The 25,438-nt window shown below is 70.5% G+C and carries 25 protein-coding genes and 2 pseudogenes; 12 read left to right on the top strand and 15 right to left on the bottom strand.

From position 1 onward, the window contains the following. Positions 1-282 precede the first annotated feature (282 nt). The 3 genes from OOK07_RS11630 (at position 283) to OOK07_RS11620 (ending at position 3,232) form a co-directional block, all read left to right on the top strand. A complete protein-coding gene (locus OOK07_RS11630) occupies positions 283-1,617 on the top strand; it encodes a DUF2252 domain-containing protein (RefSeq protein ID WP_266679462.1) in 1,335 nt (444 codons plus the stop codon). Between the two features lie 335 nt (positions 1,618-1,952). Then, positions 1,953-2,687 carry a GAF and ANTAR domain-containing protein gene (locus OOK07_RS11625; RefSeq protein WP_266796249.1) on the top strand — a complete coding sequence of 245 codons (735 nt, stop codon included), beginning with the start codon at positions 1,953-1,955 and terminating at the stop codon, positions 2,685-2,687. Between the two features lie 260 nt (positions 2,688-2,947). Continuing rightward, a complete protein-coding gene (locus tag OOK07_RS11620; protein WP_266679458.1) occupies positions 2,948-3,232 on the top strand; it encodes a hypothetical protein in 285 nt (94 codons plus the stop codon). 24 nt (positions 3,233-3,256) lie between these two features. Here the strand turns inward: OOK07_RS11620 and pspAB are convergent, their stop codons facing one another. From pspAB to glnA, 4 genes are all read right to left on the bottom strand, one after another. After that, positions 3,257-3,841 (bottom strand): PspA-associated protein PspAB, encoded by a 585-nt coding sequence (gene pspAB / locus OOK07_RS11615; protein WP_266679456.1) that lies wholly within the window; start codon positions 3,839-3,841, stop codon positions 3,257-3,259. Between the two features lie 3 nt (positions 3,842-3,844). After that, positions 3,845-4,762, bottom strand: coding sequence for a zinc metalloprotease HtpX (htpX, locus tag OOK07_RS11610; protein ID WP_266796246.1), 918 nt, complete (start codon positions 4,760-4,762; stop codon positions 3,845-3,847). 108 nt (positions 4,763-4,870) lie between these two features. After that, positions 4,871-5,128: an SCO2583/SCO2584 N-terminal domain-containing protein gene (locus OOK07_RS11605; protein ID WP_266679452.1), complete on the bottom strand. Its 258-nt coding sequence runs from the start codon at positions 5,126-5,128 to the stop codon at positions 4,871-4,873. 123 nt (positions 5,129-5,251) lie between these two features. Next, positions 5,252-6,661 carry a type I glutamate--ammonia ligase gene (glnA, locus tag OOK07_RS11600; RefSeq protein ID WP_266513032.1) on the bottom strand — a complete coding sequence of 470 codons (1,410 nt, stop codon included), beginning with the start codon at positions 6,659-6,661 and terminating at the stop codon, positions 5,252-5,254. A gap of 197 nt (positions 6,662-6,858) precedes the next feature. On the opposite strand from glnA, the gene OOK07_RS11595 reads away from it, so the two are divergent. The 5 genes and pseudogenes from OOK07_RS11595 to OOK07_RS11575 form a co-directional block, all read left to right on the top strand. Further along, a complete protein-coding gene (locus tag OOK07_RS11595) occupies positions 6,859-7,326 on the top strand; it encodes an RDD family protein (protein WP_266679450.1) in 468 nt (155 codons plus the stop codon). Positions 7,327-7,431: 105 nt separating this feature from the next. Beyond that, positions 7,432-7,851, top strand: a pseudogene (locus OOK07_RS11590) (helix-turn-helix domain-containing protein); the annotation flags it as partial. Between the two features lie 578 nt (positions 7,852-8,429). Then, on the top strand, positions 8,430-8,627 hold the full coding sequence (locus tag OOK07_RS11585; protein ID WP_266796243.1) for a replication initiator: 198 nt from the start codon (positions 8,430-8,432) through the stop codon (positions 8,625-8,627). Next, entirely contained in the window at positions 8,563-9,297 is a 735-nt protein-coding gene (locus tag OOK07_RS11580; protein WP_323182942.1) for a replication initiator, read from the top strand. The genes OOK07_RS11585 and OOK07_RS11580 overlap by 65 nt, the downstream gene beginning before the upstream one ends. 256 nt (positions 9,298-9,553) lie before the next feature. Continuing rightward, positions 9,554-10,051, top strand: a pseudogene (locus tag OOK07_RS11575) (recombinase family protein); the annotation flags it as partial. A gap of 1,480 nt (positions 10,052-11,531) precedes the next feature. On the opposite strand, the gene OOK07_RS11570 reads toward OOK07_RS11575, so the two are convergent. The 4 genes from OOK07_RS11570 to lipB all read right to left on the bottom strand — a co-directional run bounded on the left by OOK07_RS11570 (position 11,532) and on the right by lipB (position 14,641). Beyond that, complete coding sequence (locus tag OOK07_RS11570) at positions 11,532-12,236, bottom strand: DUF4191 domain-containing protein (protein WP_266679448.1); 705 nt, start codon at positions 12,234-12,236, stop codon at positions 11,532-11,534. Between the two features lie 60 nt (positions 12,237-12,296). Continuing rightward, positions 12,297-12,497, bottom strand: a complete 201-nt coding sequence (locus OOK07_RS11565; protein WP_266683475.1) for an SCO2195 family GlnR-regulated protein — start codon at positions 12,495-12,497, stop codon at positions 12,297-12,299. A gap of 279 nt (positions 12,498-12,776) precedes the next feature. Continuing rightward, a complete protein-coding gene (gene lipA / locus OOK07_RS11560) occupies positions 12,777-13,766 on the bottom strand; it encodes a lipoyl synthase (RefSeq protein WP_266679446.1) in 990 nt (329 codons plus the stop codon). Positions 13,767-13,840: 74 nt separating this feature from the next. Then, positions 13,841-14,641 (bottom strand): lipoyl(octanoyl) transferase LipB, encoded by an 801-nt coding sequence (gene lipB / locus OOK07_RS11555; RefSeq protein ID WP_266679444.1) that lies wholly within the window; start codon positions 14,639-14,641, stop codon positions 13,841-13,843. 253 nt (positions 14,642-14,894) lie between these two features. Between lipB and OOK07_RS11550 the strand changes: the two genes are divergently transcribed. Then, the gene (locus OOK07_RS11550; RefSeq protein ID WP_266796238.1) at positions 14,895-16,331 is read left to right on the top strand and encodes an NsdA family TPR-like regulatory protein; all 1,437 of its coding nucleotides are present in this window, start codon (positions 14,895-14,897) and stop codon (positions 16,329-16,331) included. A 185-nt stretch (positions 16,332-16,516) separates the two neighbouring features. Here OOK07_RS11550 and OOK07_RS11545 read toward each other — a convergent pair whose 3' ends face one another. Further along, a complete protein-coding gene (locus OOK07_RS11545; RefSeq protein ID WP_266679440.1) occupies positions 16,517-17,860 on the bottom strand; it encodes an NAD(P)/FAD-dependent oxidoreductase in 1,344 nt (447 codons plus the stop codon). Positions 17,861-18,009: 149 nt separating this feature from the next. Continuing rightward, complete coding sequence (locus OOK07_RS11540; protein WP_266796236.1) at positions 18,010-18,906, bottom strand: TIGR01777 family oxidoreductase; 897 nt, start codon at positions 18,904-18,906, stop codon at positions 18,010-18,012. Between the two features lie 41 nt (positions 18,907-18,947). Between OOK07_RS11540 and OOK07_RS11535 the strand changes: the two genes are divergently transcribed. Then, positions 18,948-19,436, top strand: a complete 489-nt coding sequence (locus OOK07_RS11535; protein ID WP_266796234.1) for a GNAT family N-acetyltransferase — start codon at positions 18,948-18,950, stop codon at positions 19,434-19,436. 27 nt (positions 19,437-19,463) lie between these two features. On the opposite strand, the gene OOK07_RS11530 is transcribed toward OOK07_RS11535, so the two are convergent. Then, positions 19,464-20,657, bottom strand: coding sequence for a MarP family serine protease (locus tag OOK07_RS11530; RefSeq protein WP_266679434.1), 1,194 nt, complete (start codon positions 20,655-20,657; stop codon positions 19,464-19,466). Positions 20,658-20,844: 187 nt separating this feature from the next. Here OOK07_RS11530 and OOK07_RS11525 point away from each other — a divergent pair, with 187 nt between their 5' ends. Continuing rightward, positions 20,845-21,651 carry a peptidoglycan recognition protein family protein gene (locus OOK07_RS11525; RefSeq protein ID WP_266679432.1) on the top strand — a complete coding sequence of 269 codons (807 nt, stop codon included), beginning with the start codon at positions 20,845-20,847 and terminating at the stop codon, positions 21,649-21,651. Between the two features lie 93 nt (positions 21,652-21,744). Here OOK07_RS11525 and OOK07_RS11520 read toward each other — a convergent pair whose 3' ends face one another. Further along, positions 21,745-22,872, bottom strand: coding sequence for a lipid II:glycine glycyltransferase FemX (locus OOK07_RS11520; RefSeq protein ID WP_266679430.1), 1,128 nt, complete (start codon positions 22,870-22,872; stop codon positions 21,745-21,747). Positions 22,873-22,970: 98 nt separating this feature from the next. On the opposite strand from OOK07_RS11520, the gene OOK07_RS11515 reads away from it, so the two are divergent. Then, entirely contained in the window at positions 22,971-23,198 is a 228-nt protein-coding gene (locus OOK07_RS11515) for a hypothetical protein (protein ID WP_266679428.1), read from the top strand. Positions 23,199-23,210: 12 nt separating this feature from the next. Here the strand turns inward: OOK07_RS11515 and OOK07_RS11510 are convergent, their stop codons facing one another. From OOK07_RS11510 to OOK07_RS11500, 3 genes are read right to left on the bottom strand one after another with little or no spacing between them, the layout of a single operon-like run. Then, a complete protein-coding gene (locus tag OOK07_RS11510) occupies positions 23,211-23,753 on the bottom strand; it encodes a carboxymuconolactone decarboxylase family protein (RefSeq protein WP_266796231.1) in 543 nt (180 codons plus the stop codon). 28 nt (positions 23,754-23,781) lie between these two features. After that, a complete protein-coding gene (locus OOK07_RS11505) occupies positions 23,782-24,300 on the bottom strand; it encodes a DUF4240 domain-containing protein (RefSeq protein ID WP_266683474.1) in 519 nt (172 codons plus the stop codon). Positions 24,301-24,356: 56 nt separating this feature from the next. Next, on the bottom strand, positions 24,357-25,331 hold the full coding sequence (locus tag OOK07_RS11500; protein WP_266796228.1) for a helix-turn-helix transcriptional regulator: 975 nt from the start codon (positions 25,329-25,331) through the stop codon (positions 24,357-24,359). Between the last annotated feature and the right edge of the window lie 107 nt (positions 25,332-25,438).

Here is a 25,438-nt window from a genome sequence, read left to right as displayed (position 1 = left end):
ACTGACAAGGGGCCGCAGGGCCGCCGTAGGGCCGGGAAGAGAAGGAAAGACGCCCCGAGGTCTCAGCACATGTGCGCCGTACCCGATCCACGTCACCCCACCCCGCGTCACCCGTTCGCCGTACCCGGCATGCGCGTACCCCCGCACCCGCCTTCACTGCGATCAGGAGGCGGCGGAACCCGGGTGACGACCGTGCGGGGGCGGCGGACGGGACCGCCCCGTGCGGACACGGCCGGCAGCGGGAGGCGTGATGGGCAGGCGCGGCAAGCGTTGGTGGACCCCATGAGTACCGCTGCCTCACGCTACGACCGCGGCAGGGCCGCCCGCCGCCGCGTCGCCCGTTCCGCGCACGCCGCGTGGATCCCGCCCGTCGACCGGCCCGACCCCGTCGCCGTACTGGAGCGGCAGGGCCGCGACCGGCTGCCGGAACTGCTGCCGATCCGGTACGGGCGGATGGCGGCGTCACCCGTCGCCTTCCTGCGCGGCTCGGCCGCCGTGATGGCCGCCGACCTCGCCTCCCGGCCGCACACCGGGCTGACCGTGCAGCTGTGCGGCGACGCCCACCTGCTGAACTTCGGCCTGTACGCCTCCCCGGAACGCGCCCTGCTCTTCGATCTGAACGACTTCGACGAGACGTTCCCCGGTCCCTTCGAGTGGGACGTCAAACGGCTCGCGGCCTCCGTCGCCGTGGCGGCCCGGGCGAACGGGCACGCCGAGGCAAAGGTCCGCCGCTCGGCGCTGGAGGCGGTGGCCGCGTACCGGACCACCGTGCGGCGGCTGGCCCGGCAGGGCGAACTCGCCGTCTGGTACGAGCGCATCGACGCCGAGCACCTGCTGCCCCTCGCCCACTCCGCGCACCGCCGCGGACAGGCCAGCCTCACCCGGGCTCGCCGCCGCACCAGCCTGCACGCCGTCGGCAAACTCACGGAAGTGGTCGACGGACGCCGCCGGATCATCCAGGACCCACCGCTCCTCGAACCCGCCGGCGCCTCCGACATGGCGTCGCTGCGCAAGATCTTCAGCGACTACCGCTCCACCCTCCCCGAGGAGCGCCGCCTCCTCCTGGACCGCTACCGCTTCGCCGACGCCGCCCGCAAGGTCGTCGGCGTGGGCAGCGTCGGCATGCGGTGCTTCGTCGTGCTGCTCACCGGACGCGACCAGGACGACCCCCTCTTCCTGCAGATCAAGGAGGCGCGGGAGTCCGTGTGGGAAGAGCATCTGCCGACCGGGCCCTACGTCCATCCCGGGCATCGGGTCGTCGCAGGTCAGCGGTTGTTGCAGACGGCCGGTGACGTCTTCCTCGGGTGGATGTCGGGGCCGCAGGGGCGTGCCTACTACTGGCGGCGGCTGCGCGACATGAAGGGCTCGGCGGACGTCGCGGGGATGAAGCCGGCCGACCTCCTGGCGTACGCGCGGCTGTGCGGCACCGCCCTGGGCCGTGCTCACGCCCGCTCCGGCGACCGCATCGCGATCGCCGCCTATCTGGGCGGCGCCGACACCTTCGAACAGGCCGTCGCCGACTTCGCCCTCCACTACGCGGACCAGAACGCCGCCGACCATGCCGCCCTGGGCGCGGCGGTCGCCGCCGGCGTGATCGCGGCGGCCCCGGAAGTGTGACTCCGGACTGCCCCGCAGTCGATTCACATACCGCCCCTGGCGAGACAACGGCAAGCGTACGATTCCGCCATGGCCGCCGATCCGCGCGCCAAGGTGTACCGGGCCGCTTGGACGGTCTTCATCCACCTCGGCTGTCCGGTGGCCGACGCACGGGAACCCATCGAGGCACGCGCGTTCGCCGAGGGCTCCTCCGCTCACTCAATGGCACAGCGCGTCCTCCGGGCAGAGCTGAGGCTCGGCCCAGGCGGGGCAGACCGCGGGGGCGCGGGCCAGGAGGACTGCGGTCGCGGGCCCGCGGGAGACGGATCTCCGCAGAGGCGAAGGGAATTCAGCTGATGAGCACGATGTCCCACCCGCCGCGGCGGCTGGCGCAGGCGTTCGTCGACCTGGCCGCCAGCCCGGTCACCGAGGCGTCCGATCCGACCGGGCTCCTCGCCGCCCTTGCCGCACGCGGAACCGAACTGCTCGGTGACTGCGCGGCGATCGTGCTGTACGCCTCCGACGACAGTGCCCATGTCGAGGTCGCCGGCGCCGGCGATGAGCCGATGCGCCTGGCGTGTGATGCCGTCGGCTGGGGTGAGGGACCAGGCCCGGAGGCCCGCCGCACCGGCCGGCCGGTGCCGGACACCGCCCTCGACGGCGACCGGGCCCGCCGTGACTGGCCGCGCTACACGGGCCGGGCCCTGGAACTCGGCTACGGCCGGGCCGCCGCCCTGCCCCTGCACGTCGGCCAGGACACCCTCGGCGCCCTGGTGGTGCTGGGCTCCGGCGGCAGGCCGCTGGCCTCCGGGCTGCTGGCCCTTGGCCAGTCACTCACCGACGCCGCCGGCTGGGCTCTGGAACGGGACCGGCGCCTGCGCGAGACCCGAGCCCTGGCCGACCAGCTGGGCGAGGCCCTGACCAGCCGTATCGTCATCGAACAGGCCAAGGGCACGCTCGCAGGCCGGCTCTCCATCTCGGTGGACGAGGCCTTCGGCGTCCTGCGCTCCCACGCCCGCTCCCGCCGCCGCCGTCTGACGGAAGTGGCCCGGGAGGTCGTGGACCGGAAGCTGGACCTGCAGGCCGAGTAGCCAACTACCGAGTAGCCGAGAAGGGGGTATCCGGCGCCCCGCACCCCTGGGGCGCGAAGAAAACCGGATGCACTCCCGGTGACCGGCTCCCTACGCTGGACAAGCACAGCAAAGCTGCCCACCACGGCTTTCCGCAGGACCGGCATCACCCCGCGGACTCGGGGCTACTCTCTACGCACCGACGGACGGACGCCCATCCCCAGCGCCCCGTCGGGACGACACACCTACCGCTCGATCACCCACGCCCACGGAGGCCCGTCATGGGCACCATCTTGATATCCGGGACCGTCGTCCTGGCGCTCTTGGGATTCGGAAACCACGTCTGGTGGCTGGCCGCGGCCGGCGTACTCTTCCTGTACCTGCAGTACGGGCGGGACCGCTCCGTCTCGGGGCCCTCGTCGCCGGGGGGATCCCCGTCCGCCGCCACGCCGGCCTCGTACCAGGCCTACCGCAAGCGCCGTGACCAGCAGGCGAAGTGGGAGCGCCGCTACCGCCGCGAGCGCCCCCTGGAGACCCGCCGCCAGGAGCGTGAGAAGAACAAGTAGGACCGGCGAGGCCGTGCGTGGGCCCTACAGGCCGGGCGCGCCCCACACCGGGAACCAGCGGCTCAGGTCCTGCTCCATCCGCAGGTCGTCGCCGAGTGCCGCCTTCACCTGCAGCTCCAGCGCGTTGTCACGCCGCTGCCCCTCACCGGGCAGCGGCGCGAACGGGTAGAACGTGCCGCGCTTGTAGAGATAGACGAGCGCGAGCCGCCTGCCTCCCGCGCCCTGGAAACCGGCCAGGGAGCACAGCAGCTGCGGCCCGAAGCCGTTCACCTCCATCGAGCTGTTCACCGCGTGCAGATCGTTGACCAGCTCGGACAACTGGTCGGGGGAGCGGCGGGAGAGCAGCCAGGAGTAGCCGTACTCGTCCTGGCGCAGCTCCACCGGAGGGCCGTCCCGGTCCGCGTCCGCGTCCAGCAGGGCCTGGACCTCCCGGTGCGTCTGCTCGAAGGCCGAGCCCTCGACCGTGGCGAAGCACACCGCGCCCGTGCCGGTCGGCGTGAAACCGGCCGCGGCCTCAAGGGTCACGGCCGCCGACGGCAGGGCGAAGAGGCGGTCCAGATCGGGCAGGGCCGGTTTCGTACGGCCGAGCAGAATGTCCAGGAGCCCCATGCATCAGCCCTTTCCGGGGGTGGCCGCCTCACCCAACTCGGCGGAGATCCGCCCCAGTTGGTCGAGCCGCTGCTCCAGGCTCGGGTGCGTGGAGAAGTACCGCTCGATGCCGGGCTCCTTGCCGGTCGCCGGGGTGAAGTAGAAGGCGTTGAAGGCCTGGGCGGTCCGCAGGTCCTTGGTCGGGATCCGCGCGATGTCACCGGACACCTTGGTCAGCGCGGAGGCCAGCGCCGAGGGCCGCCCGGTGAGCAGCGCCGCCGCCCGGTCCGCGGCCAGCTCCCGGTACCGCGACAGTGCCCTGATCAACAGGAAGCTGATCGCGTACACCGCCGCGGACACACCCATCACGGCGGCGAAGACCATCGCGGTGTTCTGGTCCCGGCGTCCGCCGCCGAACAACTGCGAGTAGAAGGCGAACCGCACGATCAGTCCCGCGATCACACCGAGGAACGACGCGATCGTGATCACGGCGACGTCCTTGTGCGCCACGTGCGACAGCTCGTGCGCGAGCACGCCCTCCAGCTCTGCGGGCTCCAGTCGCCGCAGCAGCCCGGTCGTCACACAGATCACGGCGTGATCGGGATTCCGCCCGGTCGCGAACGCGTTGGGCATGTCCATCTCGGACACGGCGACCACCGGTACCGGCATGTCGGCGATCGCACACAGCCGGTCGACCACCGCATGCAGTTCGGGATACTCCTCGCGCTCCACGACCCGCCCGCGCATGGCGAACATCGCGATCCGGTCGGAGAACCAGAACTGCGCGACGAACATCGCCGCCATCAGTGCGACGACCAGCAACCAGGACTTGAGCAACACGATCAACGCGGCGAAGAACGCCACGTACAGCAATCCGAGCAGGAACATCGTGACCGTCATCCGCACGGTCAACCGCCGGTCGCTCCGGAAGCGGCTCTGCATCTGCCTCACCCCGCAGTCAGGCACTCGTCCCACTGCCAGTGTGCACCCGGCCACTCCCATGAAGTGGTCGCGATCGGCCCTAGGAGCCGCAAAGGTCCCAGTAGTGATCTAGTAGGGCGCCCGGAACCGTGCGTACCCCAGCAGCAGGATGATCGCGGCGACGCTGCCCATCACGATCGCCGTCGACACCCACGACGACCGGCGTGGAGCGACCGGCTCCGGGTCGCCGCGGAACGGCACCGGCTCGGGCGGGTTCTCCTTCCAGCGCGCCGCGAGCATCCGCGCCCGGGCCGAGGGCTCCTTGTGATCGGCGCTGTCCGCCCACCTGAGGTCGAACTCCCGCTCAGCGTCGTCCTGTTCGGACATCCCGGCTCACCCCGTTGTCTCTGTCGAAGTCGACTGCATCGAACAGCAGTGCCAGAGCATACGACGACGCCCCCGCCCTGCAAAAGCAGGAACGGGGGCGTGGCCGAGCGGCCTACGGGCCGGTCACACGTCGAAGTACAGCTCGAACTCGTGCGGGTGCGGACGCAGCTGCAGCGGGGCGATCTCGTTCGCGCGCTTGAAGTCGATCCACGTCTCGATCAGGTCCGGCGTGAAGACGTCGCCCGCGAGCAGGAACTCGTGGTCGGCCTCCAGGCGGTCCAGGACGGCCGGGAGCGAGGTCGGGACCTGCGCGACGTTCGCGTGCTCCTCGGGAGCCAGCTCGTAGAGGTCCTTGTCGATCGGCTCGGCCGGCTCGATCTTGTTCTTGATGCCGTCCAGGCCCGCGAGCAGCAGCGCGGAGAAGGCCAGGTACGGGTTGCCGGAGGAGTCGGGCGCCCGGAACTCGACGCGCTTGGCCTTCGGGTTCGAGCCGGTGATCGGGATACGCATGGCCGCGGAGCGGTTGCGCTGTGAGTACACCAGGTTGATCGGCGCCTCGAAGCCCGGGACCAGACGGTGGTACGAGTTCACCGTCGGGTTGGTGAAGGCCAGCAGCGACGGGGCGTGCTTGAGGATGCCGCCGATGTAGTAGCGGGCGGTGTCCGACAGGCCCGCGTAACCGGCCTCGTCGTAGAACAGCGGCTGGCCGCCCGTCCACAGGGACTGGTGGACGTGCATGCCCGAGCCGTTGTCACCGAAGATCGGCTTCGGCATGAAGGTCGCGGTCTTGCCGTTGCGCCAGGCCACGTTCTTCACGATGTACTTGAAGAGCTGCAGGTCGTCGGCCGCGGCGAGCAGCGTGTTGAACTTGTAGTTGATCTCCGCCTGGCCGGCGGTGCCCACCTCGTGGTGCTGGCGCTCGACCTGGAGACCGGACTTGGCCAGCTCCAGGGAGATCTCGGCGCGCAGGTCGGCGAAGTGGTCGACCGGCGGGACCGGGAAGTAGCCGCCCTTGTAGCGGACCTTGTAACCACGGTTGTCCTCGAGGGCGCCGGTGTTCCAGGCGCCGGCCTCGGAGTCGATGTGGTAGAAGGACTCGTTCGCGCTGGTCGCGAAGCGCACGGAGTCGAAGACGTAGAACTCGGCCTCGGGACCGAAGTACGCGGTGTCCGCGATACCGGTCGACGCGAGGTAGGCCTCGGCCTTCTTCGCCACGTTGCGCGGGTCACGGGAGTACTGCTCGCCCGTGATCGGGTCGTGGATGAAGAAGTTGATGTTGAGCGTCTTGTCACGGCGGAAGGAGTCCACGCGCGCGGTCGACAGGTCGGCGCGCAGGGCCATGTCGGACTCGTGGATCGCCTGGAAACCGCGGATCGACGAGCCGTCGAAGGCGAGCTCCTCGTCCGGGTCGAACGCCTCGACGGGCAGCGTGAAGTGCTGCATGACGCCCGGCAGGTCGCAGAAGCGGACGTCGATGAACTTGACGTCCTCGTCCGCGATGAACTTCTTGGCCTCGTCGGCGTTCTGGAACATCCAGCTCCTCCTACTCCCGACCGCCTCGCCGGGGTGGTAGTTCGTTCGTGCGGCCAGTGCGGTGGCACACGCTGGCCCCGACACTAGGGACGCGTGATTTCTCGGGCGTGACCCATTTGTTTCGCTCAAGTTAACCGGACTCGGTCCGGTGTACCCCACCTGTCCGGATCGCGAAACGCCCGCAGTACCGTGGATGGGTGGAGAACAGGGATGCAATCGGCTCGTGGCTCTCGGGCCCCCGCGCGGCCGCAGAGGAAGCCGGTGTCGACTTCGGATACCCGGGCCGGCAGCTCGGCCTGCCGCAGGAGGGGCCGGGCTCCGTAGCCCGCCCGGGCCGCCGGTTCGGTGCCCTGGCCGTCGACTGGGCTCTGTGTCTGCTGATCGCATACGGCCTGATCACGCACGGCTATGAGCAGGCGACCGGCAACTGGGCCCTGCTCGTCTTCTTCCTTCTCGGCGTCCTGACGGTCGGCACGATCGGCTTCACCCCGGGCAAGCGCCTGTTCGGCCTCCGCGTGGTCGCCCTGGACACCGGCCGCCCCAGCCCCCTGCGGGCCGCCCTCCGCACGGCCCTGCTGTGCGTGGCCATCCCGGCCCTGATCTGGGACCGCGACGGCAGGGGCCTGCACGACCGCCTCGCGCGCACGGTCGAGGTCCGCATCTAGCGCGTACGACGAACGGGTATGAACGGGTACGAACGGGTAAGACGAATGGGCACCCGTCGCCTTGGGTTCTAGGAGTCGTTGCAACACCCCAGTTCAAGGGGTGCGATGGACTTCGAGATCCGTAAGAACCGGACGAAGCCTCAGGGCAGGAACAAGCTCACCCGGGAGCGGGAGGCATACTCCAGGCTCATGCAGCAGGGCGTGAGTAACCGGGAAGCGTGCCGGATCGTCGGGATCGACGAGCGGACCGGCCAGAAGTGGCGCAACGGGCGTCACGCATACGGAAACCGGAAGGCGCTGCCACCGATCAACGCGGTAGCAGCGCCTACCGGGCCGTCCCGGTACCTGCGCGAGGAAGACCGCATTCACATCGCTGACCGGCTGCGGGAGAAGGCGACCGTGCGGGCGATCGCCGCGGAGCTGGGCCGCAGCCCGTCGACGGTCAGCCGGGAGATCCGCCGTAACCGCCACCCGGTCAGGGGCCAGTACCGCCCGCACGCGGCCCAGGCCCGTGCCGATGCCCGGGGCCGGATCATGCGGCGGGGATCGTGGAGGCGCAGGAAGAATCTGGCCGTATGACCTGGGTGTGGTGGCGGTCCGGAGTGGAAGTGCGTGATACGTGTCCGGTGTATCGGTTCGGGGATGAGGACCGGGTGGACAACGACGCGTGCGGCCTGTTCGCGGGGCACGAGGGCGACCACTCTTGGCCGTAGCAGGCGCGGGGCTGGCCGTGAGGGTCGTGCGTCCGGATCGGTGTCTTGGGTGCTGGATGCCGTGCGTCACGGGCCAGAGTCCACGGGATGAGGCGGGCACAGTGGGCCGTGCTGGAGCTGGCTCACGTCTGGGCTCGCCTGGTGTGCGCCGGGGGCGGCGGCGCCCCGTACCGGACCGGCCGAAGGCCGCATGCCGGGACGGGGTGCGGCAAGCCGCCCCGGCGGCGCGCCGAAGGCGCGCCTGGACGGCAAGTGACGATGATCCTCCAACTCATCCGGATAAGTGGTCTGGTGGGTGTGTTCTGGAGGTGCCCTGTGTTCAACACCTTGCCTGAGGTGGCCACGTCGACCAGCCGCTCTGCCCAGCTGGAGCGTGAGAAGCGTCTGTGAATGCTGTCCGATGTCGACCGGGACATCGTCCGCCTGGCCAACGATCCCCAATTTCCGTGCTGGCTGGCGCAGATCAAAGCCATCGGGGGCTGTGCCCATCCTGTTTACCTGTCCGGTTCGACGATCACCCGCGATGCCGTCACGGGTGAGGTGCTCTCGTCCTATTCGATGGACGGGGAACCCGGCCGGTCCCGGTGATCCGTCCCCGGACTGGGCAACGGCCGAACTGCTTGCCGCCGCCGTCCGCGCGGCTGCCGCAGCGGCGAACGCCCGCGTCCCGGAATCCGGTGCCTACGGAACCGAACTCCTCATGTTCGGCGCGCAGTTGGACGTGCGGCCCATCCTGGCGTTCGCCGACGGTGAAGGACCCACCGATGATGCGGTCGCCGCCTACGTGGCCAAGTACGTATCCAAGGGCACCGCCGAAACCGGCGCCGGACTCGATTACCGGATCACCGGTCCGGACGACATCCGCGCGGCGGTCGTCACACCTCACGTGCGGGCCCTGATGGGTACCTGCTGGCGCCTGGGCGGCCTGCCCGAACTGGAACACCTCCGGCTCCGCTCATGGGCTCACAGCCTCGGCTACCGGGGTCACATCCTCACCAAATCCCGCCGCTACTCCACCACGTACGGCGCACTACGCGACGAACGGGCTGAATACCAGCGCGGCGGGAAAGAATCGACCGAAGATCCTGCCGCCATCACAGAGTCGAACTGGCGCTACATCGGATCCGGTTACACACCCGGCGCTGCCGAATTCGCCGCCGGCATCGCGGAAAGCATCGCCCGTAACCGCGAAATCGCCCGCGAGGAAATAGAGGACGCGAAGCAATGGGATACTTGGGATTGGGTGGTTGGGGGATGAGTCGGCCTCCCAAGGAAACTCGGGGGAGTAATAAAATTCGGTCTGAGTGGACGCTAGATCCCGCTGAAACGGATCCTGGCCGAAAGGTTATTTGGTACGCGACGGAGGAGCCGGGATCGAAAGCGGCGCATCGTCGAATACTGGAAATCCTGTTCGCGCCCGAGTAGGGCGATCATCGCGTATAGTCGACGGATCACATGGGTGACCCCGGCAGCGTTGGCGCGCTCCGGGGTCTGGCCAGTCTGGAGGGACTGACATGGGTAAGACTCTCACGTCTTCAATCGACGTGGCAGCAGGGGCGACCACGCTCCGGGCGGTCGACTACCTGAGGGTATCGACCGAAGACCAGGCCAAGGGCTACGGCGTGGCCTACACGTCCAAGAAGACCGCGCGCTACATCGAGCGCAAGGGCTGGAACCACGCAGGCACCTACACCGACGAAGGCGTGAGCGGCAGCCTGGAGGCTCACCAGCGGGGCGACCTCAAGCGGCTCATGGAAGATGCTCACCGGGACCCTCGCCCCTTCGACATGGTGGTAGTGAACGAAGGCCGGGCCATCGGCCGTACAGGCCGGGCATTCTGGCGCTGGGTCTGGGACCTCGAAGAACTCGGGATCTTCGTTGCCGTCGTTAAGGATGACTACGACAATGCAACGGCTTCCGGACGCTCGAAGATGCGAAAAGATGCCGATTATGCGGAGGGGGAGCGCGAGAATATCCGCAGCCGTACGCAGGGAGGAATCCAAGAGAAGGCGGAGGAGGGTGGATTTCCCGGCGGGCAGGCTCGATACGGATATCGAATCGCCGATAAGGGAAAGAAGGGTGAGCAAAGGCTTGTCGTTGATGAATGCGATGGAGGAGAGTACTGCTCTCGAACGTCACCGTGTACCACGCTCCATGAAGCCTTGGTGCTCCGCCGGGCACGGGGGTTCGCGGTCAAGTTCCGGGGGAACTGGCGAAAGGTGGCGCTGAGCCTCAACGCTGAGGGGCTGGTGAGCCGGTCCGGTAAGCCTTGGAGTCACGCCAATATCCGGTCGCGATTGATGAACGACGATCTATTGAATGCCCGGTTCGTCTTCAGGAACGCCAAGAATGCGGAACTGGGGTTGGACGGGCGCCCCGTGTGGGGCGAGAGCATCGTTATGGCGTTGGACCCGATGTTCACCCCGGAAGAAGTCGCCGAACTTCGTCGAGCGACCTCCAAGCCTGCCCGTGCCGCTGCGGGAACTGGTCGCGTGTATTCGCTCTCGGGCCGGATCATCAGTCCTTGCGGCAAGCACTACGTCGGTGCCACTCGCGCTGACGCAACGACGCGGCATTACCGCTGCACGGGAAAGGTCGAGGCCTACCCTGGTGCGCCCACCTGCTCCTGCTCCCAGATCGGCGCGGGCGGCGTGGAGAAGTGGGCATGGACGGAAGTCTGCGGCCTCCTCGGCGACCCTGAGCGCCTCCGGACCATGGCTGAGGAGTGGGTGGGAACGACTGTCGGGCAGAACGTCGACCTGACGTCGAGGCTCGCCGAACTTGACCAGCACATCGCGGAGCAGAACGACACAATCGATGTCACGACAGTCGTGGTGACCAAGCGGGAAGTGCGGCGCTCTCCGAAGGAAACCGAGGCTGCTGCAGAGCGGGCCGTCAAGCCCCTGTTGGAGGAGCTGGCGTACCTGGAGAAGACCCGCGAAGAGGTCGCCGCGTGGCAGGCTGAAATGGCCATGGGGGAGGAGCGCGCGAAGAACCTTCAGGCGCTCGCGGAGATGGCACACCATCGCTTGGAGGAACTCTCCGAGCAGCAGCAGGAGTTCATGGAACTCCTCAACATCCGCATCAAGGTGACCGGTCCTCCTCCGCCGATGCGTAAAGGGCTCGTCTGCTCGGTGGCGGAGTGGTTCCGGAAGAACGAACGCCTAGTCCCGGATCTCACAGACGCGGCTTGGGATCGGGTCGTGGGTACGGTCCGTTTCCCAGGCGGAGGTCTTACCCCGCGCCAGAAGGGCGGGCTGGCGCCGCGCACCGTGTTGCAAGCGTTCTTGGAGAAAGCGCGGACAGGTGCCCGTTGGTCTGAGTTGGACGCGAAATTCGGCTCTAAGGGACTGCGCGGGCACTGGCGGCGCTGGACCGCGTCGGGGCTCTGGGAAGAAGTCATGGGCGCCCTGAAGGGCTCCGAGGGCGCCCCTCCCGTTGATCCTCACCCCCTGCCGCGCATGGAAATGAGCGGGGAGGTGAGGCCGGGCGTCATCCTCGCGGTGACCGGGGGGTGCGACCGGGAATGCCACGTCCAGGAATCGGCCCCTTCGGCAGCGGCATGTTGCTCATCAGGTCGCCCATGGCGCGCAGCCGGTCGTTCGTGGCCGTCACCTGCGGCCCCGTGAGGACGCGCGGCAGCTTCAGCATGGTGGTCCGCACCTTCTTCAGCGCCACCTGGCCCTCGCCCGCGCCGACCAGGATGTCGTGCACCGGCACGTCCGCGACGATGCGGTTCATCTTCTTCTTCTCGGCGGCCAGCAGGCTCTTCACCCGGTTCGGGTTGCCCTCGGCGACCAGGACGATGCCGGCCTTGCCGACGGCCCGGTGCACCACGTCCTGGCTTCGGTTCATCGCCACCGCGGGCGTCGTCGTCCAGCCCCGGCCGATGTTGTCCAGTACCGCCGCGGCCGCGCCCGGCTGGCCCTCCATCTGCCCGAAGGCCGCCCGCTCGGCCCGGCGCCCGAAGATGATCGCCGTCCCGAGGAAGGCGAGCAACAGGCCCAGAATCCCGAGATAGATGGGGTGACCGATCAAGAAACCGATCGCGAGGAAAACACCGAAGATGCCGATGCCGACAGCCGCGAGTACAAGACCGATTTTCTTGTCGGCCTTGCGGGTCATCTTGTAGGTCAGAGCGATCTGCTTCAGTCGCCCGGGGTTCGCAGCGTCCGCTGCCGTGTCCTTCCTCGCCATGCCACGAAGTCTACGTGGCCCGGGGACCGCCGTACGACGGCAGTGCCCCGAGGGCGGGATTCAGGGGCGGGGCAGGAGCGTCTGGTCCAGGACGCGCTGGGCCTCGACGCGGTCCTTGGCGCGGCGGCGGTCCTCCAGGACGGAGGTCCAGGCGTTGCGACGGGCGGTGCGCTGGCCGCTGCTCATGAGCAGCGATTCGACTGCACGCAGTGCAGTGGTGAACGACGGGATTGCGGTGGCGCGAACCGGCGCGGCCTGCATGGTGGAGGTCCCCCCTCGGGATACGGGCACGGGTGTGGGTGTACGTGGCGTGAGTCCAGCGTCACTGATTGGTGTTACCAGGGCGTGACCGACCGGTCAAACACCAATGAAGCCTTGATGCGACGAGCGAAAACGTCGACGCGGCCCTGACGGCGCCCTCATCTGCGAGGACGGCCAGGGCCGCGTCGAATCAGCCGTTACCGGCGGGTAGTTTCTTGTGCGCAGATTCACACGGAGAGGTGGCACTCCGTGCCATTTGGCGGGCGGGCCGGGCGTCCCTCAGACGGCCTGCGAGGCGACGTAGCTGCCGCCCTGCTCCGGAGCGGCTGACTGACGCAGCTCCATCGCCATCTGGTACAGCCGCCCGGCGCGGTACGAGGAACGCACCAGCGGCCCGGACATGACCCCCGAGAAGCCGATCTGCTCGGCCTCCTCCTTCAGCTCCACGAACTCGTGCGGCTTGACCCAGCGCTCGACCGGGTGGTGACGCACGGAGGGGCGCAGGTACTGCGTGATGGTGATCAGCTCGCAGCCGGCCGCGTGCAGCTGGCGGAGCGCGTCGCTGACCTCCTCACGGGTCTCGCCCATGCCGAGGATGAGGTTCGACTTGGTGACGAGGCCGTAGTCGCGGGCGGCCGTGATGACCTGCAGCGAGCGGTCGTAGCGGAAGCCGGGGCGGATGCGCTTGAAGATCCGGGGGACGGTCTCGACGTTGTGCGCGAACACCTCGGGGCGCGAGGAGAAGACCTCCTCGAGCTGCTCCGGAACCGCGTTGAAGTCGGGGGCGAGCAGCTCCACCTTCGTCCGCCCGTCCGCGCGCCCGGCGGTCTGCGCGTGGATCTGGCGGACCGTCTCCGCGTACAGCCAGGCGCCGCCGTCCTCCAGGTCGTCGCGGGCGACGCCGGTGATGGTGGCGTAGTTCAGGTCCATGGTGACCACGGACTCGCCGACGCGGCGCGGCTCGTCGCGGTCCAGCGCCTCGGGCTTGCCGGTGTCGATCTGGCAGAAGTCGCAGCGCCGGGTGCACTGGTCGCCGCCGATGAGGAAGGTGGCCTCGCGGTCCTCCCAGCACTCGTAGATGTTGGGGCAGCCGGCTTCCTGGCAGACCGTGTGCAGGCCCTCGCTCTTCACGAGGTTCTGCATCTTCGTGTACTCGGGGCCCATTTTCGCCCGGGTCTTGATCCACTCGGGCTTGCGCTCGATGGGGGTCTGGCTGTTGCGGACCTCCAGGCGCAGCATCTTGCGTCCGTCGGGTGCGACTGCGGACACGACCGGCTCCCTAGCGATTGATTCTTCGGCGTGCTCAAGGGTACGCCCGTTGATTTGAATGCCTGTCGTGGTGTTCAGGCTGCCGGTGTCTTCTCGATCACCCTCGGCTGCAGGTCGGCGTTCTCCAGTACGTCCGCCAAGTGCCGCTCCACCACCGGCAGCACCTCCGCGATCGTCACGTCGCGGCCCAGCTCGCCGGCCAGTGACGCTACGCCCGCGTCGCGGATGCCGCACGGGATGATGCGGTCGAACCACTTGTTGTCCGGGTTCACGTTGAGGGCGAAGCCGTGCATCGTGACGCCCTTGGCCACGCGGATGCCGATCGCCGCGATCTTGCGGTCCTCGCGGCGCTGGCCGGCGTTGGAGGGGGCGTACTCCGGGCCGTTCATGCGCGGGTCGAACTCCTCGTCGTGCAGACGGGGGTCCAGGTCGAGGGACAGCCCGCCGAGCGACGGACGCTGCTCGACGGGATCGCCGAGGATCCACACCCCGCTGCGGCCCTCGACGCGCATGGTCTCCACCCCGAACTCCGCGCAGGTGCGGATCAGGGCCTCCTCCAGGCGCCGCACATGGGCCACCACGTCCACCGGGCGCGGGAGCTGCTGGATGGGGTAGCCCACCAGCTGGCCCGGGCCGTGCCAGGTGATCTTGCCGCCGCGGTCCACGTCGATGACGGGAGTGCCGTCGAGGGGGCGCTCGTTGTCCGCCGTGCGCCGGCCCGCCGTGTACACGGGCGGGTGCTCCAGGAGCAGCACGGTGTCGGGGATCTCGTCGGCGAAGCGCGCCGCGTGCACCCGGCGTTGCTCGTCCCATGCCACCTGGTAGTCGACGGCCTCGGCGCCGAATCCCATCCGGACGAACCGCAGCTCACTCACGGCAAGCGCCTCCCTGGAAGGTCGTAAGGCACGAAACGTGCCTACGCCACTGTACGACCGACCGTCTCGCGTCAGCCCCGCGGGTAATCCTCACACGATCGGATGAACGAACGGCGAAATGTGCGATCGCCTGCTCACTCTCCGCTACATTCGCGCCGTTCGCACAGGCCATAAGGGCTGCTCACAGGCAATCCGGGCGCAACGGAGCCGACACCGGCACCGGAGGTCCGAAAGGCAGGAGACCGCACCGCAGATGACGGAACGACCCGCGCAGCGCACTCCCAACCGCCAGCTCGCCGCGCTCATCGCAGAAGCCGGGTTCTCCAACGCGGGTCTCGCCCGTCGAGTCGACCAGCTCGGTCTCGAACACGGGCTTGATCTTCGATACGACAAGACGTCGGTCACCCGCTGGTTGCGCGGGCAGCAGCCACGCGGCACCACTCCCGCCCTGATCGCCGAGGTCTTCACCCGCCGTCTCGGCCGCCGTCTCACCGCCCAGGACCTCGGCCTCGACGCCTGTGCGCCGGTCTACGCCGGACTCGAGTTCGCCGCCACCCCAGAGGAGGCCGTCGACATCGTCGGCGGCCTGTGGCGCAAGGACTCCGGCTCGCACGCCGAGCTCCGCAAGATCGCGTTCACTCCGGCCGGCCTTGTCGTGCCCAGCCGCGACTGGCTGATCGGCCGCGCCGACGACAGGGTCGCCCGGGGCGAACAGCCCATCCGTGTTCCCGCCCAGGGCCGCCCGGTGGTACCCCGCCAGCGCGGTCAGGCCGAACGCGGCGCCGGCCAGCGGGTCACCACCGGCGACATCGCCGCGCTCCGCTCGGTCGGCGAACTGTTCCGCACCCTCGACAACATGTACGGCGGCGGCCACGCCCGCCAGGCCCTCGTGCGTTACCTGGAGCACGAGTGCGAGCCGATGCTGCGCGGCACCTACGGCGAACAGACCGGCCGCCGGCTGTTCGGCGCGGCCTCCGACCTGACGCGGCTCGCCGGCTGGACGTCGTACGACATCGCCGCGCACGGGCTCGCCCAGCGCTACTTCGTGCAGGCGCTGCGGCTCGCGCAGGCGGCCGGGGACCGGGCGTACGGCTCGTACGTGCTGGTCACCATGAGCCGCCAGGCCGTGTACCTCGGGCACGGGCGGGAGGCCGTGCAACTGGCGCGCGTGGCCCAGCAGGGTGTGGGCACCAGTGCCCCGCCCGTCGTACAGGCCCTGCTGCACTCGGCCGAGGCGCGCGGGCACGGCGTGCTCGGCGAGGTGCGCAACTGCACCGCCTCGCTCGTCCGCGCCGAGCGGGCACTGGAAACGGCCCGCGCAGGTGACGAAGTCCCGTACTGGGCGCGGTTCTTCGACGAGGCGCAGCTCGCCGACGAGTTCGGGCACGCGCACCGTGACCTGCAGCAGTTCCGTGCGGCGGCGCAGCACGCCGAGCGGTCGCTCCAGCTGCGGGCTCCCTCCTTCGCCCGCAGCCGGCTGTTCTGCCGGGTGGTCCTCGCCTCCGCCCGGCTCGGGCTGGGTGAGCTGGACCAGGCCTGCCAGCTCGGTGCGGAGGCCGCGGGGGCTGCCGCGGAGATGCGGTCCGTCCGGGCGATCGAGTATGTCCGGGACTTCGAGCGGCGGTTGGAGCCGTACAAGGATGCGGCGCCGGTGCGGGGGTATCGCGACAAGGTCGCTGCGCTGGGCTAGTGCCCGGCAGGCGACGTTCGCCCCGTCGCGACGCCCCGCAGCGCTCTCGCCGTAGCAGGCGCAGGCCCCGGTACGTCCGGTACGAGGGCCCGCACCCGGCCCCCCAGCCTCAGGCCGGGGGGCCTCCGGTGCACGCGGCGGAGCCGCACATCGATACGAGCCCCGCGCCCCTTTCGGGGCGCGTTTCAGGCGGCCTGGGTTGTGGGGGCGGGGTCTGCCCCGTGCAGGGAACCTGCCGCTCCCAGGTCCGTCAGGATCGCCGTCGAGGCCCGGTGGCCGGAGTGCAGGGCTCCCTGGACCGTGCTGGTGTCCCGGTGGTCGCCGCAGACGTAGAGGCCGGCCAGGAGGCGCACCGGGCGGCGTAGGTCGTGCGGGGGGCGCATGGCGGGCACGGCGTCGGGGGTGTGGTGGACGGCCAGGGATTCCCAGCGCCGGGTCGAGGTGCCGTAGAGGCGTGCGAGATGCATGCGTACGGCGGTGTCCAGGTCGACCGGGGGAGTACCCAGGACCGTCGAGGAGATGAGGGCGCGACCCGCGGGCGCGCGGCTCGGGTCCACCGCGCTCACGACCGCCGTGTGCGCGACAGGGCCGCCGCGGTCGGCGTCCAGGAGCAGGGACGCGCCCGTCGTCGGTGGCTCGTCCGTGGTGTGGTGCAGCACCGTCAGCGGGTGGAAGTCCGGTACGCGCAGGCCCGGCAGGAGTTCGGCGGCGGCGCGCGCGTCCGTGGCCAGCAGGACTGCCCGGCAGCGGATCACGCCGTGCTCGGCCGTGGTCACCGCGCTCGTGGAGACCGAGGTGACCCGGACGCCGGTGTGCACGGTGCCCGGTGGCAGCGCCCGGGCGAGCAGCTCCGGGAGCATCTCCGCACCGCCCTCCGGCAGACACAGCCGCCCGCACGCGAAGGCGCGCAGCGCGAGGTCGGCGCACCGGCTGGACGTGGTCAGCTCCGGGTCGCACAGCAGGGCGGCGAGCAGCGGGCGCACGAAGCCGTCGATCGTGCGGGCGGGGACACCACGGGCCGCGAGGGCCTGGGCGGCGGGCAACTCCGGCCGGGACAGCAGCCGTTCGATCGGCGTCGTCGCGAGCCGGGCGAGCGCGGTGCCGAGACGGGCCTGGTCGACGGCGGTGCCGAGCGGGGCGCCGGACCGGGGAGCGCTCTTCGCCGGGGCACTCGCCAGGGCGCGTACGGCGTGGAGTGCGCCCCTTGCGCCCCCTGCGCTCGCCGGAGGCAGCGCGCGATGGTGGCGTCCGTCGCTGTGCAGCAGGACGCCCGGAGCGAAGGAACGCAGCACGAGCGCGTCCAGTCCGGGTGTCAGCCGTAGCTCGGGATACGCCGTGGACAGCAGTTGGCCGACCCGGTCGAGCCGGAAGCCGTCGACCTTCTCCGTCGACATGCGGCCCCCCACGCAGGGGGCGGCCTCCAGGACGGCGGTCGTCACTCCTGCGCTGGTCAGCCGATGCGCCGCCGAGAGTCCGGCGACCCCGGCTCCCACGATCACGACGTCCGCCTGGTACGCGGGCTCAAGCACGTGCCCCTCCCCGAGGTTGCGCGGCCGGTGGAGACGTCATGCCCCCAACAGGCTCTGGGAATACCCGAGTTCGGGTCGAGGTTAAGGTGGTAACCGGTCAAGAACAGTCGCGCATGGGCAGAGCACGGTCGCACGGCGGTCGCATACGGTCACAGTGCGGCTTTGATCGCCTCCTGGATGTCCGGGAACGCGAACGTGAAGCCGGACTCCAGCAGCCGCTTCGGCAGCACCCGCGCACTGCCCAGCACATCCCCCGCCATCTCGCCGAGCACCGTCCGCAGCACGGGAGCGGGCACCGGGAACAGCGTCGGCCGGTGCAGCACGCGCCCCATGGCCGCGGCGATCTCCCGGTTCGTCACCGGGTTCGGGGCGGTGAGGTTGAACGGCCCGGACAGCCCGTCGGTGTCGATGAGATGCCGGATCGCGGCCACCTCGTCATGCAGCGAGATGTACGACCAGTACTGCCGCCCGTCGCCCATCCTCCCCCCGAGCCCCGCCTTGAACAGCGGGAACAACCGCCCCCAGGCCCCGCCCTCGCGGGCCACCACCAGCCCCGTCCGCGTGAACACGGTGCGTACGCCCGCCTCCTGCGCCGGTGCCGCCGCGCCCTCCCACTCCACGCACAGCTCCGGCAGGAACCCCGTCCCGGGCGGCGCGCTCTCGTCGACCGCCCGGTCGCCGGTCTCGCCGTAGAAGCCCATCGCGCTGCCGTTGACGAACACCCGCGGCTTCTTCTCCAGCGCGGCGACCGCCTCGGCCAGCGTCGCGGTGCCGAGGACCCGGCTGCACCGGATCCGGGCCTTGTACGCGTCCGTCCAGCGGCGGTCGCCCACACCCGCGCCCGCGAGGTTGACCACGGCGTCGCACCCGGCGAGCCCGGCCGGATCCACGCGTCCGCCCTCCGGGTCCCAGCGGACCTCGTCCTTCGCCCGGGGAGCCCGGCGCACCAGCCGCACCACCTCGTGCCCCTCGGCGGTCAGCGATCGCACCAGTGCGCCACCGATGAGCCCGGACGCACCGGCCACCACGATTCGGGAAGGTTTCATGGCCTCCATTCTGCTTGAGTGGCGGACGTAGGGTTGCCGCCATGCCGGTTCCGTACATACGCCATGCCACCCTCGACGACGAGGAGACGCTGGGCCTGCTCGACCGCGTCACCTGGTCCCCGCTGCACTCCGTCCAGCCGCGACCGCAGCCGCCCTACGAACCCTTCTTCAACGAGCGGTTCGGGCCCAGGGACCACCTCGTCGCCGAGCTGGACGGCGCGGTCGCCGGTTACGTCCGGCTCGGCCGTCCGACACCCCTCGTGTGCAATTCCCACGTCCGCCAGATCCAGGGGCTCGCCGTCGCCGAGGAGGCGCGCGGCAGCGGAGTCGGACGGGCGCTGCTGCGGGCCGTGCGGATCGAGGCCCGGCAGCACGGCGCACGCCGCCTCACCCTGCGAGTGCTCGGGCACAACACCCCGGCACGGCGGCTCTACGAAGCCGAGGGGTTCGTGGTCGAGGGGATCCTTCCCGGCGAGTTCCTGCTGGAGGGCGAGTACGTGGACGACGTCCTCATGGGGTGCGCTCTCTGACCGGCACGGGGTGCGCTCTCCGACCGGTCATGACGTGACCAGTGCGCCCGTGTCGACCGTCGCCGTCGCCCTCGCCCCGCGCTCGGCGTCGGAGGCGACCTCGGCCGCCGTCAGCACGTAACCCGTCTCGTTGTCCGAGGTCGAGCGCGCGAAGACGACGCCGTAGACCCGGCCGGCGGTCGTCAGCAGCGGGCCGCCGGAGTTGCCGGGCCGGACGGTGGAGCGGATCGAGTAGATCTCGCGGGTCACCATGGCGTCGCTGTAGATGTTCTGGCCCCTCGCCCGCACCCGGTTCGCGACGGTCGCCGCCTGGAGGTTCAGGTCGCCGTCCTGCGGGTAGCCGGCCACGACCGCCGAGTCCCCGCGTGCTGCGCTGTCGTCGAACTTCAGGACCGGTGCGCGCAGCCCGGGCACGTAGAGCACGGCCACGTCCTTGTCGGGGTCGAAGAGCACCACCCGTGCCTCGTACGACCGCCCGACCCCGCCGATGCGCACGCTCGGGAGGTCGATGCCGGCCACCACGTGCGCGTTGGTCATGACGTGGTCGCGTGCGTACACGAACCCGCTGCCCTCGCGGCCCTGGTCGCCGGAGACGCCCTCGATCTTCACCGTGCTCAGCTTGGCCGCGCTCGTGGCGCTCGCCGTGACGCTGTCGCCGGTGGGCCTCGCCACCTCGGCCGTCGACTCGTTCTCGAACGGGTTGAAGACCTGGGGGAAGCCCGCCTGGGTGAGCGCGGTCGTGGCCCGGGAGAACCAGGTGGGGGTCGTGTCCGGCATGGCGTTCTGTACGGCGCCGAGCAGCGTCGAGTCCCGGATCGCCGTCGTGAGCAGCGGCGAGGAGGAGGCGCCGAGCACGCTCGCGGCGACCCACGCCACGATCAGCACCGCCACCGAGTTCGCCGCGGCCCCGCCGACCCCGTCGGCCACCCTGAGCGGACCGAGACTGGCACGGCCCAGCTCCCGGCGCAGCCGCAGCGCGAGCCGCCCCGCCAGCTCGTGCCCCACCACGGCCGGGACCAGCACGGTCAGCACCGCGGTCACGGTCGCCCGGGTCGTCCCCGCCGTCACCAGGTCCATCATCCAGGGCAGGAGCCACACGCCGAGGACCGCGCCGCCGACGAACCCGGCGAGGGAGACACAGCCGGCCACCAGTCCGCGCCGGTAGCCGGACGCCGCGTAGGCCACAACGACCAGCAACAGCAGGATGTCGAGCAGGTCCACGAAGCCGCCTTTCTCTCAGACTCCCTATTACGCGCGGGACGGGCCCAGTGATCAGCCACGCGCGCGTGGCGGCGGGATCCGGCCACGCGTGCGTGCATCAGGAAAAACGCCTCGGACCAGGACGATGGTTCCACCGGGTGGCACAGCACACATCGCGGACGGAGCGGATCCGGCCGAAAGTGAAGTCATGCGTGTCCGCAGATCTCCAGGAGCACGGCAGGCCGGCGCAGCGCGCATACCCCGCGCCGCGCGGCGGCTGCTCGCCTGGCTGCCCGGACTGGCCGCCGTCCTCGGACTGATCCTCTGCGCCGACGGCATCGGACACACGGGCGCGGGCCGCCGGCCGCCGGTCGCGGCCCGCCCCGCCGCCCTGCACCCCGCGACCAAGCCGCACATCGTGCCCAGATCGGCCTGGCTGGATTCCCTCACCCGGCACGCCCAACCGCCCCCGCGCTACGACGACAAGGTCGTCGCGGTCTTCGTCCACCACACCGACTCGCCGAACGGCTACGACTGCGCCGACGTGCCGCGCATCATCCGCTACCTCTACGCGGGCCAGACCGGCGCCCGGAACTGGGACGACATCGGCTACAACTTCCTCGTCGACCGCTGCGGCACCATCTACGAGGGCCGCGCGGGGGGCGTCGACCGCCCCGTCACCGGCGCCCACACCCAGGGTTTCAACCACCGCTCGGCCGGCATCGCCGCCATCGGCACCTTCACGGCCGGCGCCGCCGTGCCGAAGGCGATGACGGACTCGATCGCCGCCGTCGCCGCCTGGAAGCTGGGGCTCGCCGACGTCGACCCGCGCGCCGAGGTGCATCTGGTCTCCAGCAACAGCCTCAGCCGCTACACCTCCGGCACCACCGCCACCCTGCCCGCCCTGGCCGGCCACAAGGACGCCTACATGACGAGCTGCCCCGGCGCCGCGCTCAGTGCCCGCCTTCCCGCGATCAGACAGCAGGCGGCACGGCTGCAGGGCCGGATTCCCTAGCAGGGCCGGATTCCCTAGCGCCCCGGCGGGCAACGTTCGCCCCGTCGCGCAAACGTTGCCCGCCGGGGGCACTTGCGGACAGCGCCCGCGCCCTCACCTGCGTCCGAGATACGCCCCCAGTGCCCGTTGCAGCACCTTGCCCTGGCTGCCCACCGGGAGCTTCCACTCCCCGAGGTACTCCACGGCCCGGCCGCCCGCTCCCGTCTTGAAGCGCAGCCTGCCCAGCAGGCGGTCCTCGGTGAGGGCAGGGGTGATGGAGCGCAGGTCGTACGTCTCGGCTCCCGCCAGCCGCGCGTCACACAGCATCCGCCACAACAGCGCGCTGCTGGGCCGCAGTTCACGTCCCCTGCGGCCGGACGCGGCGTACGAGTGCCAGGCACGGGAGCCGACGTTGATCATGAGTGCCGCGGAGAGCACCTCGCCGTCGTACTCGGCGAGATAGAGCCGCACCTGGTCGTCGTCCTCGGCGTTCAGGGCCTTCCACATGCGCTGGAAGTAGTCCAGTGGGCGGGCCTTGAAGCCGTCGTGGGCGGCGGTCGAGGCGTAGAGGCGGTGGAATGCGGGCAGATCGGCGGCCGAGCCCCAGCCGACGCGGACACCCGCCTCCTCGGCCGTTCTCAACGACTGCTCCCAGTGCGGTGCCAGGGCCTCGCGCAGCTCGTCCACCGAGCGGCCCGCGAGCGGGATGTGGCAGCCGTAGCGCGGCTGGCCGAGCCCGAAGCCGCTGCCGTCGTCCTCCTCGCACCGCCGCCACCCGAGCCGCCCCAGCCGCTCCGCCACGTCCAGCGCATACCCGTCGAGGCCGTCCGCCGGCAGATCGTGGAGATGGCGTACGTCGGGGTCGGCGATGCCCGCGGTGACACCGGGCGCCTCCCAGTGGCGTACGACGAGCGGCGGTCCGATCCGGACAGAGAACGCCCCGCGCCCCTCCAGATGGGCGACGAGCGGATCCAGCCACCGCTGAAGTCGCGGGGAGCGCCAGTCGATCGCGGGCCCGTCGGGGAGGTAGGCGAGGAAGCGCCGGGTTCCGGGCAGCGGCCGGTACAGCACGAGCGCCGTCGCGACCAGCAGCTTCCCCTCGAACCAACCGACGCTCTCCGCCAGCCAGTCGGGCTTCACGTCGCCCCACTCCGGTATCTGGAGATGGCTCGTGTCGGGGTACAGCCGGAGGTGGGCCAGGTGTTCCTCGCGGGTGATCTCCTTCACGTGGGGGCTGGTCATGGGCAGGGCCTCACAGGTTTCTCGTAGCCGCCTCACGGATCGTCCCGAGGCAGCCTCCCTATCGTCATGCACACGCACTGACTGGAGGTGGGGAAGAAGTGAACAGTCACCACGGCATCCCGCACAAGACGGACGGCCGGATCCGGAGCTCCCACGGCGCCTGGGCGGCGCTCTGCGCGGCCGCCGCCGTGGTCCTGGGCCCGGCCGCCGTCACCGCGTCCGCGCTCCACCAGGCCAACGCGGCCCCGATGCACGTCGTGAAGGCGGACCGGACGCAGGCCCACATCCCCTCCGACACCGGGCGCCGGGGTACGTCCGTGGCCTGAGTGCCTGGTGCCTCACTGCGGGCGGTCGCCGCCGGACAGTCCGAGGAACTGCTCGCCGGACGGGTCGATGTCCACCCCGAGCCCGTTCATGAGGCCCGCCAGCATGACGTAGTAGCCGACCGTGGTGACGATCTCGACCACCTGCCGATCGGTGAAGCGGGCGCGAAGAGCCGCCAGCGTGTCCTCGGCCAGGGTGTGCCGGTCGACCAGCTCGAACACGGCGGTCACCGCCGCCGACTCCGGCTCGTCGAACTCCGGGCCGCCCGCCCTCCGTTCGGCGATCGCCGTCAGCTGTGCGGGGGTCGCCCCCGCGTGCAGCGCGATCGGGTGGTGCTGGGCGGACTCGTACGCACACCGCGTCCCGCTCGCGACGGCCATCACGACAAGCTCGCGCAACCGCACCGGGAGCGTCGACTCACGGAGCACGGCCATGCCCAGGTCGATCGCCGGGCCCGTCAGCGGCGTGGCATGGGAGAGCATGCGGAAGGCGTTGAGCGGCACGGGCAGTGCGGCTACGGCGTCCGCGGGACGCTCCGGGTACGGAATGCGGGCCAAGGTCCCCCCAGTGATGAAGTCGTGAACGTCAGCCCCTGAAGCGTTCCCACAGTTTGGGATAGCGCTGCGCGAGCACCCGCTCGTTCTCGAAGTCGAGCGACGCCCCCTCCGGTTCGGAGGCCGCGGGCGGGATCCCGAGGTCGGGGGCGACGGTCCCGGTGAGCTGCTCGTAGGCCTCGTCGGCCGCGTAGCCCAGCTCCTCCCCGTCCCCGTCGATCTCCTCGTCGAAGTCGTCCAGCAGTTCGGCCAGGGCGTCGGGGTGGTGCACGGCCCCCTCGTACACCTCCCGCCCCTGCCCGATCAGCCAGCAACGGAAGAAGTCGAACGCGTCGTCGCTCGCCCCGTCGAGCAGGACCCATGCGGCGCCCCACAGATCCCACCGGTAGGCGCGGTTGTAACGGGCCTCGAAGTGACGGGCGAAGTCGAGGACCATGTCCGGGTCCAGCTGGAGCAGCCGGTCCACGAGCAGGTCGGCCTGCTCCTCGGGGTCGCCCTCGGCGGCCTCGCGGGTGGCGTCCACCAGCTCCCAGAACTCCGTCTCGTCCATCACGGGTACAGCATCGGCCCTGGGAGGGTGGGGCGCACGTGGAGTGCGGCGGATTGTTATGTCCCGTACAGACGGCCCAGTCGTATCGCGTCATCGGCGAAACGCGCCCGCAGGCTCGGCGGAGCCAGCACCTCCACCTCCGGCCCGAGCCCCGCGAGCTGTGCGTGGGCGACCTTCTCCGACTCCACGGCGAGCGTCACCGTCAGCCACCCCTCCTCGTCCGGGGCGCCCGCCTCGGCGAGGGCCTCCCGCGCGGAGGCGGGATCGACGGCGTACGGAAGCCTTCGCGCCCCGTCGGCGGAGACCCGCACCACCACCTCGGCCCGCAGGATCGACCGCGCGAACTGCGCGGCCCGCTCCGCCCAGAAGGCGGGCAGATCGAACTCCTCGTCCCGCTCGAACCGCTCCCCGCCCGCCTCCGCCGCCGTGAACCGGTCGATCCGGTACACCCGGAAGGAACCACCCTCGGTGACCCGCGCGCACACGTACCAGACGCCCGCCTTGAGCACGAGCCCGTAAGGCTCCAGCACCCGCTCCACCTCGGTCTCCCGGCTCCGGTAGCGCGCGGTGATCCGGCGGTCGTCCCACACCGCGTCGGCCACCGCGGGCAGCAGCGGGGGTGTCCCCGGTTCGGCGAACCAGTTCGGGGCGTCCAGATGGAAGCGCTGCGCCGCCGCACGGGAAGCGTCCCGCAAGGAGGGGAGCAGGGCCGCCGACACCTTCAGCCGGGCGGCGGACGCCGCGTCCTCCAGACCCATCTCCCGCAGCGCCCCCGGGACGCCGGACAGGAACAGCGCCTCGGCCTCACTCCGCGCCAGCCCGGTCAGCCGGGTGCGATACCCGCCGATGAGCCGGTAGCCGCCCGCCCGGCCACGGTCCGCGTACACCGGAACGCCCGCCTCCGACAACGCCTGCGCGTCGCGCGTCACGGTCCGCTCGGACACCTCCAGCTCCCGCGCCAGCTCGGCGGCGGTCATGGCGGGGCGGGACTGGAGCAGCAGCACCATCTTGATGAGCCGGGCAGCACGCATACGGCCATGATGCCGGGGCGCTCCGCGGCTTGGGCGGGGTTGAGCGGGGTGGGGCGCGTGTTCGGCTGCGGGCCGGTGGGGGCCGCAGCCGACAAACGGCCGGGAAA

Origin of the sequence: Streptomyces sp. NBC_00078 (genome assembly GCF_026343335.1) — a bacterium.
Classification (GTDB): Bacteria; Actinomycetota; Actinomycetes; order Streptomycetales; family Streptomycetaceae; genus Streptomyces.
Note: the sequence above shows the minus strand (reverse complement) of the source record. Positions and strands in the feature narration are given on the sequence as shown.

Bases quoted from the DNA above. Each gene is read 5' to 3' on its own strand.
- OOK07_RS11565 (WP_266683475.1), bottom strand. From the start codon at position 12,497: ATGCAGGCCGCGCCGGTTCGCGCCACCGCAATCCCGTCGTTCACCACT.
- OOK07_RS11500 (WP_266796228.1), bottom strand. From the start codon at position 25,331: ATGCGTGCTGCCCGGCTCATCAAGATGGTGCTGCTGCTCCAGTCCCGC.
- OOK07_RS11535 (WP_266796234.1), top strand. From the start codon at position 18,948: ATGCCGGTTCCGTACATACGCCATGCCACCCTCGACGACGAGGAGACG.
- OOK07_RS11570 (WP_266679448.1), bottom strand. From the start codon at position 12,236: ATGGCGAGGAAGGACACGGCAGCGGACGCTGCGAACCCCGGGCGACTG.
- glnA (WP_266513032.1), bottom strand. From the start codon at position 6,661: ATGTTCCAGAACGCCGACGAGGCCAAGAAGTTCATCGCGGACGAGGAC.
- htpX (WP_266796246.1), bottom strand. From the start codon at position 4,762: ATGCAGAGCCGCTTCCGGAGCGACCGGCGGTTGACCGTGCGGATGACG.
- OOK07_RS11585 (WP_266796243.1), top strand. From the start codon at position 8,430: ATGCTGTCCGATGTCGACCGGGACATCGTCCGCCTGGCCAACGATCCC.
- OOK07_RS11620 (WP_266679458.1), top strand. From the start codon at position 2,948: ATGGGCACCATCTTGATATCCGGGACCGTCGTCCTGGCGCTCTTGGGA.
- OOK07_RS11625 (WP_266796249.1), top strand. From the start codon at position 1,953: ATGAGCACGATGTCCCACCCGCCGCGGCGGCTGGCGCAGGCGTTCGTC.
- OOK07_RS11525 (WP_266679432.1), top strand. From the start codon at position 20,845: ATGCGTGTCCGCAGATCTCCAGGAGCACGGCAGGCCGGCGCAGCGCGC.
- OOK07_RS11540 (WP_266796236.1), bottom strand. From the start codon at position 18,906: ATGAAACCTTCCCGAATCGTGGTGGCCGGTGCGTCCGGGCTCATCGGT.
- pspAB (WP_266679456.1), bottom strand. From the start codon at position 3,841: ATGGGGCTCCTGGACATTCTGCTCGGCCGTACGAAACCGGCCCTGCCC.
- OOK07_RS11580 (WP_323182942.1), top strand. From the start codon at position 8,563: ATGCCGTCACGGGTGAGGTGCTCTCGTCCTATTCGATGGACGGGGAAC.
- OOK07_RS11605 (WP_266679452.1), bottom strand. From the start codon at position 5,128: ATGTCCGAACAGGACGACGCTGAGCGGGAGTTCGACCTCAGGTGGGCG.
- OOK07_RS11505 (WP_266683474.1), bottom strand. From the start codon at position 24,300: ATGGACGAGACGGAGTTCTGGGAGCTGGTGGACGCCACCCGCGAGGCC.
- OOK07_RS11520 (WP_266679430.1), bottom strand. From the start codon at position 22,872: ATGACCAGCCCCCACGTGAAGGAGATCACCCGCGAGGAACACCTGGCC.
- OOK07_RS11550 (WP_266796238.1), top strand. From the start codon at position 14,895: ATGACGGAACGACCCGCGCAGCGCACTCCCAACCGCCAGCTCGCCGCG.
- OOK07_RS11630 (WP_266679462.1), top strand. From the start codon at position 283: ATGAGTACCGCTGCCTCACGCTACGACCGCGGCAGGGCCGCCCGCCGC.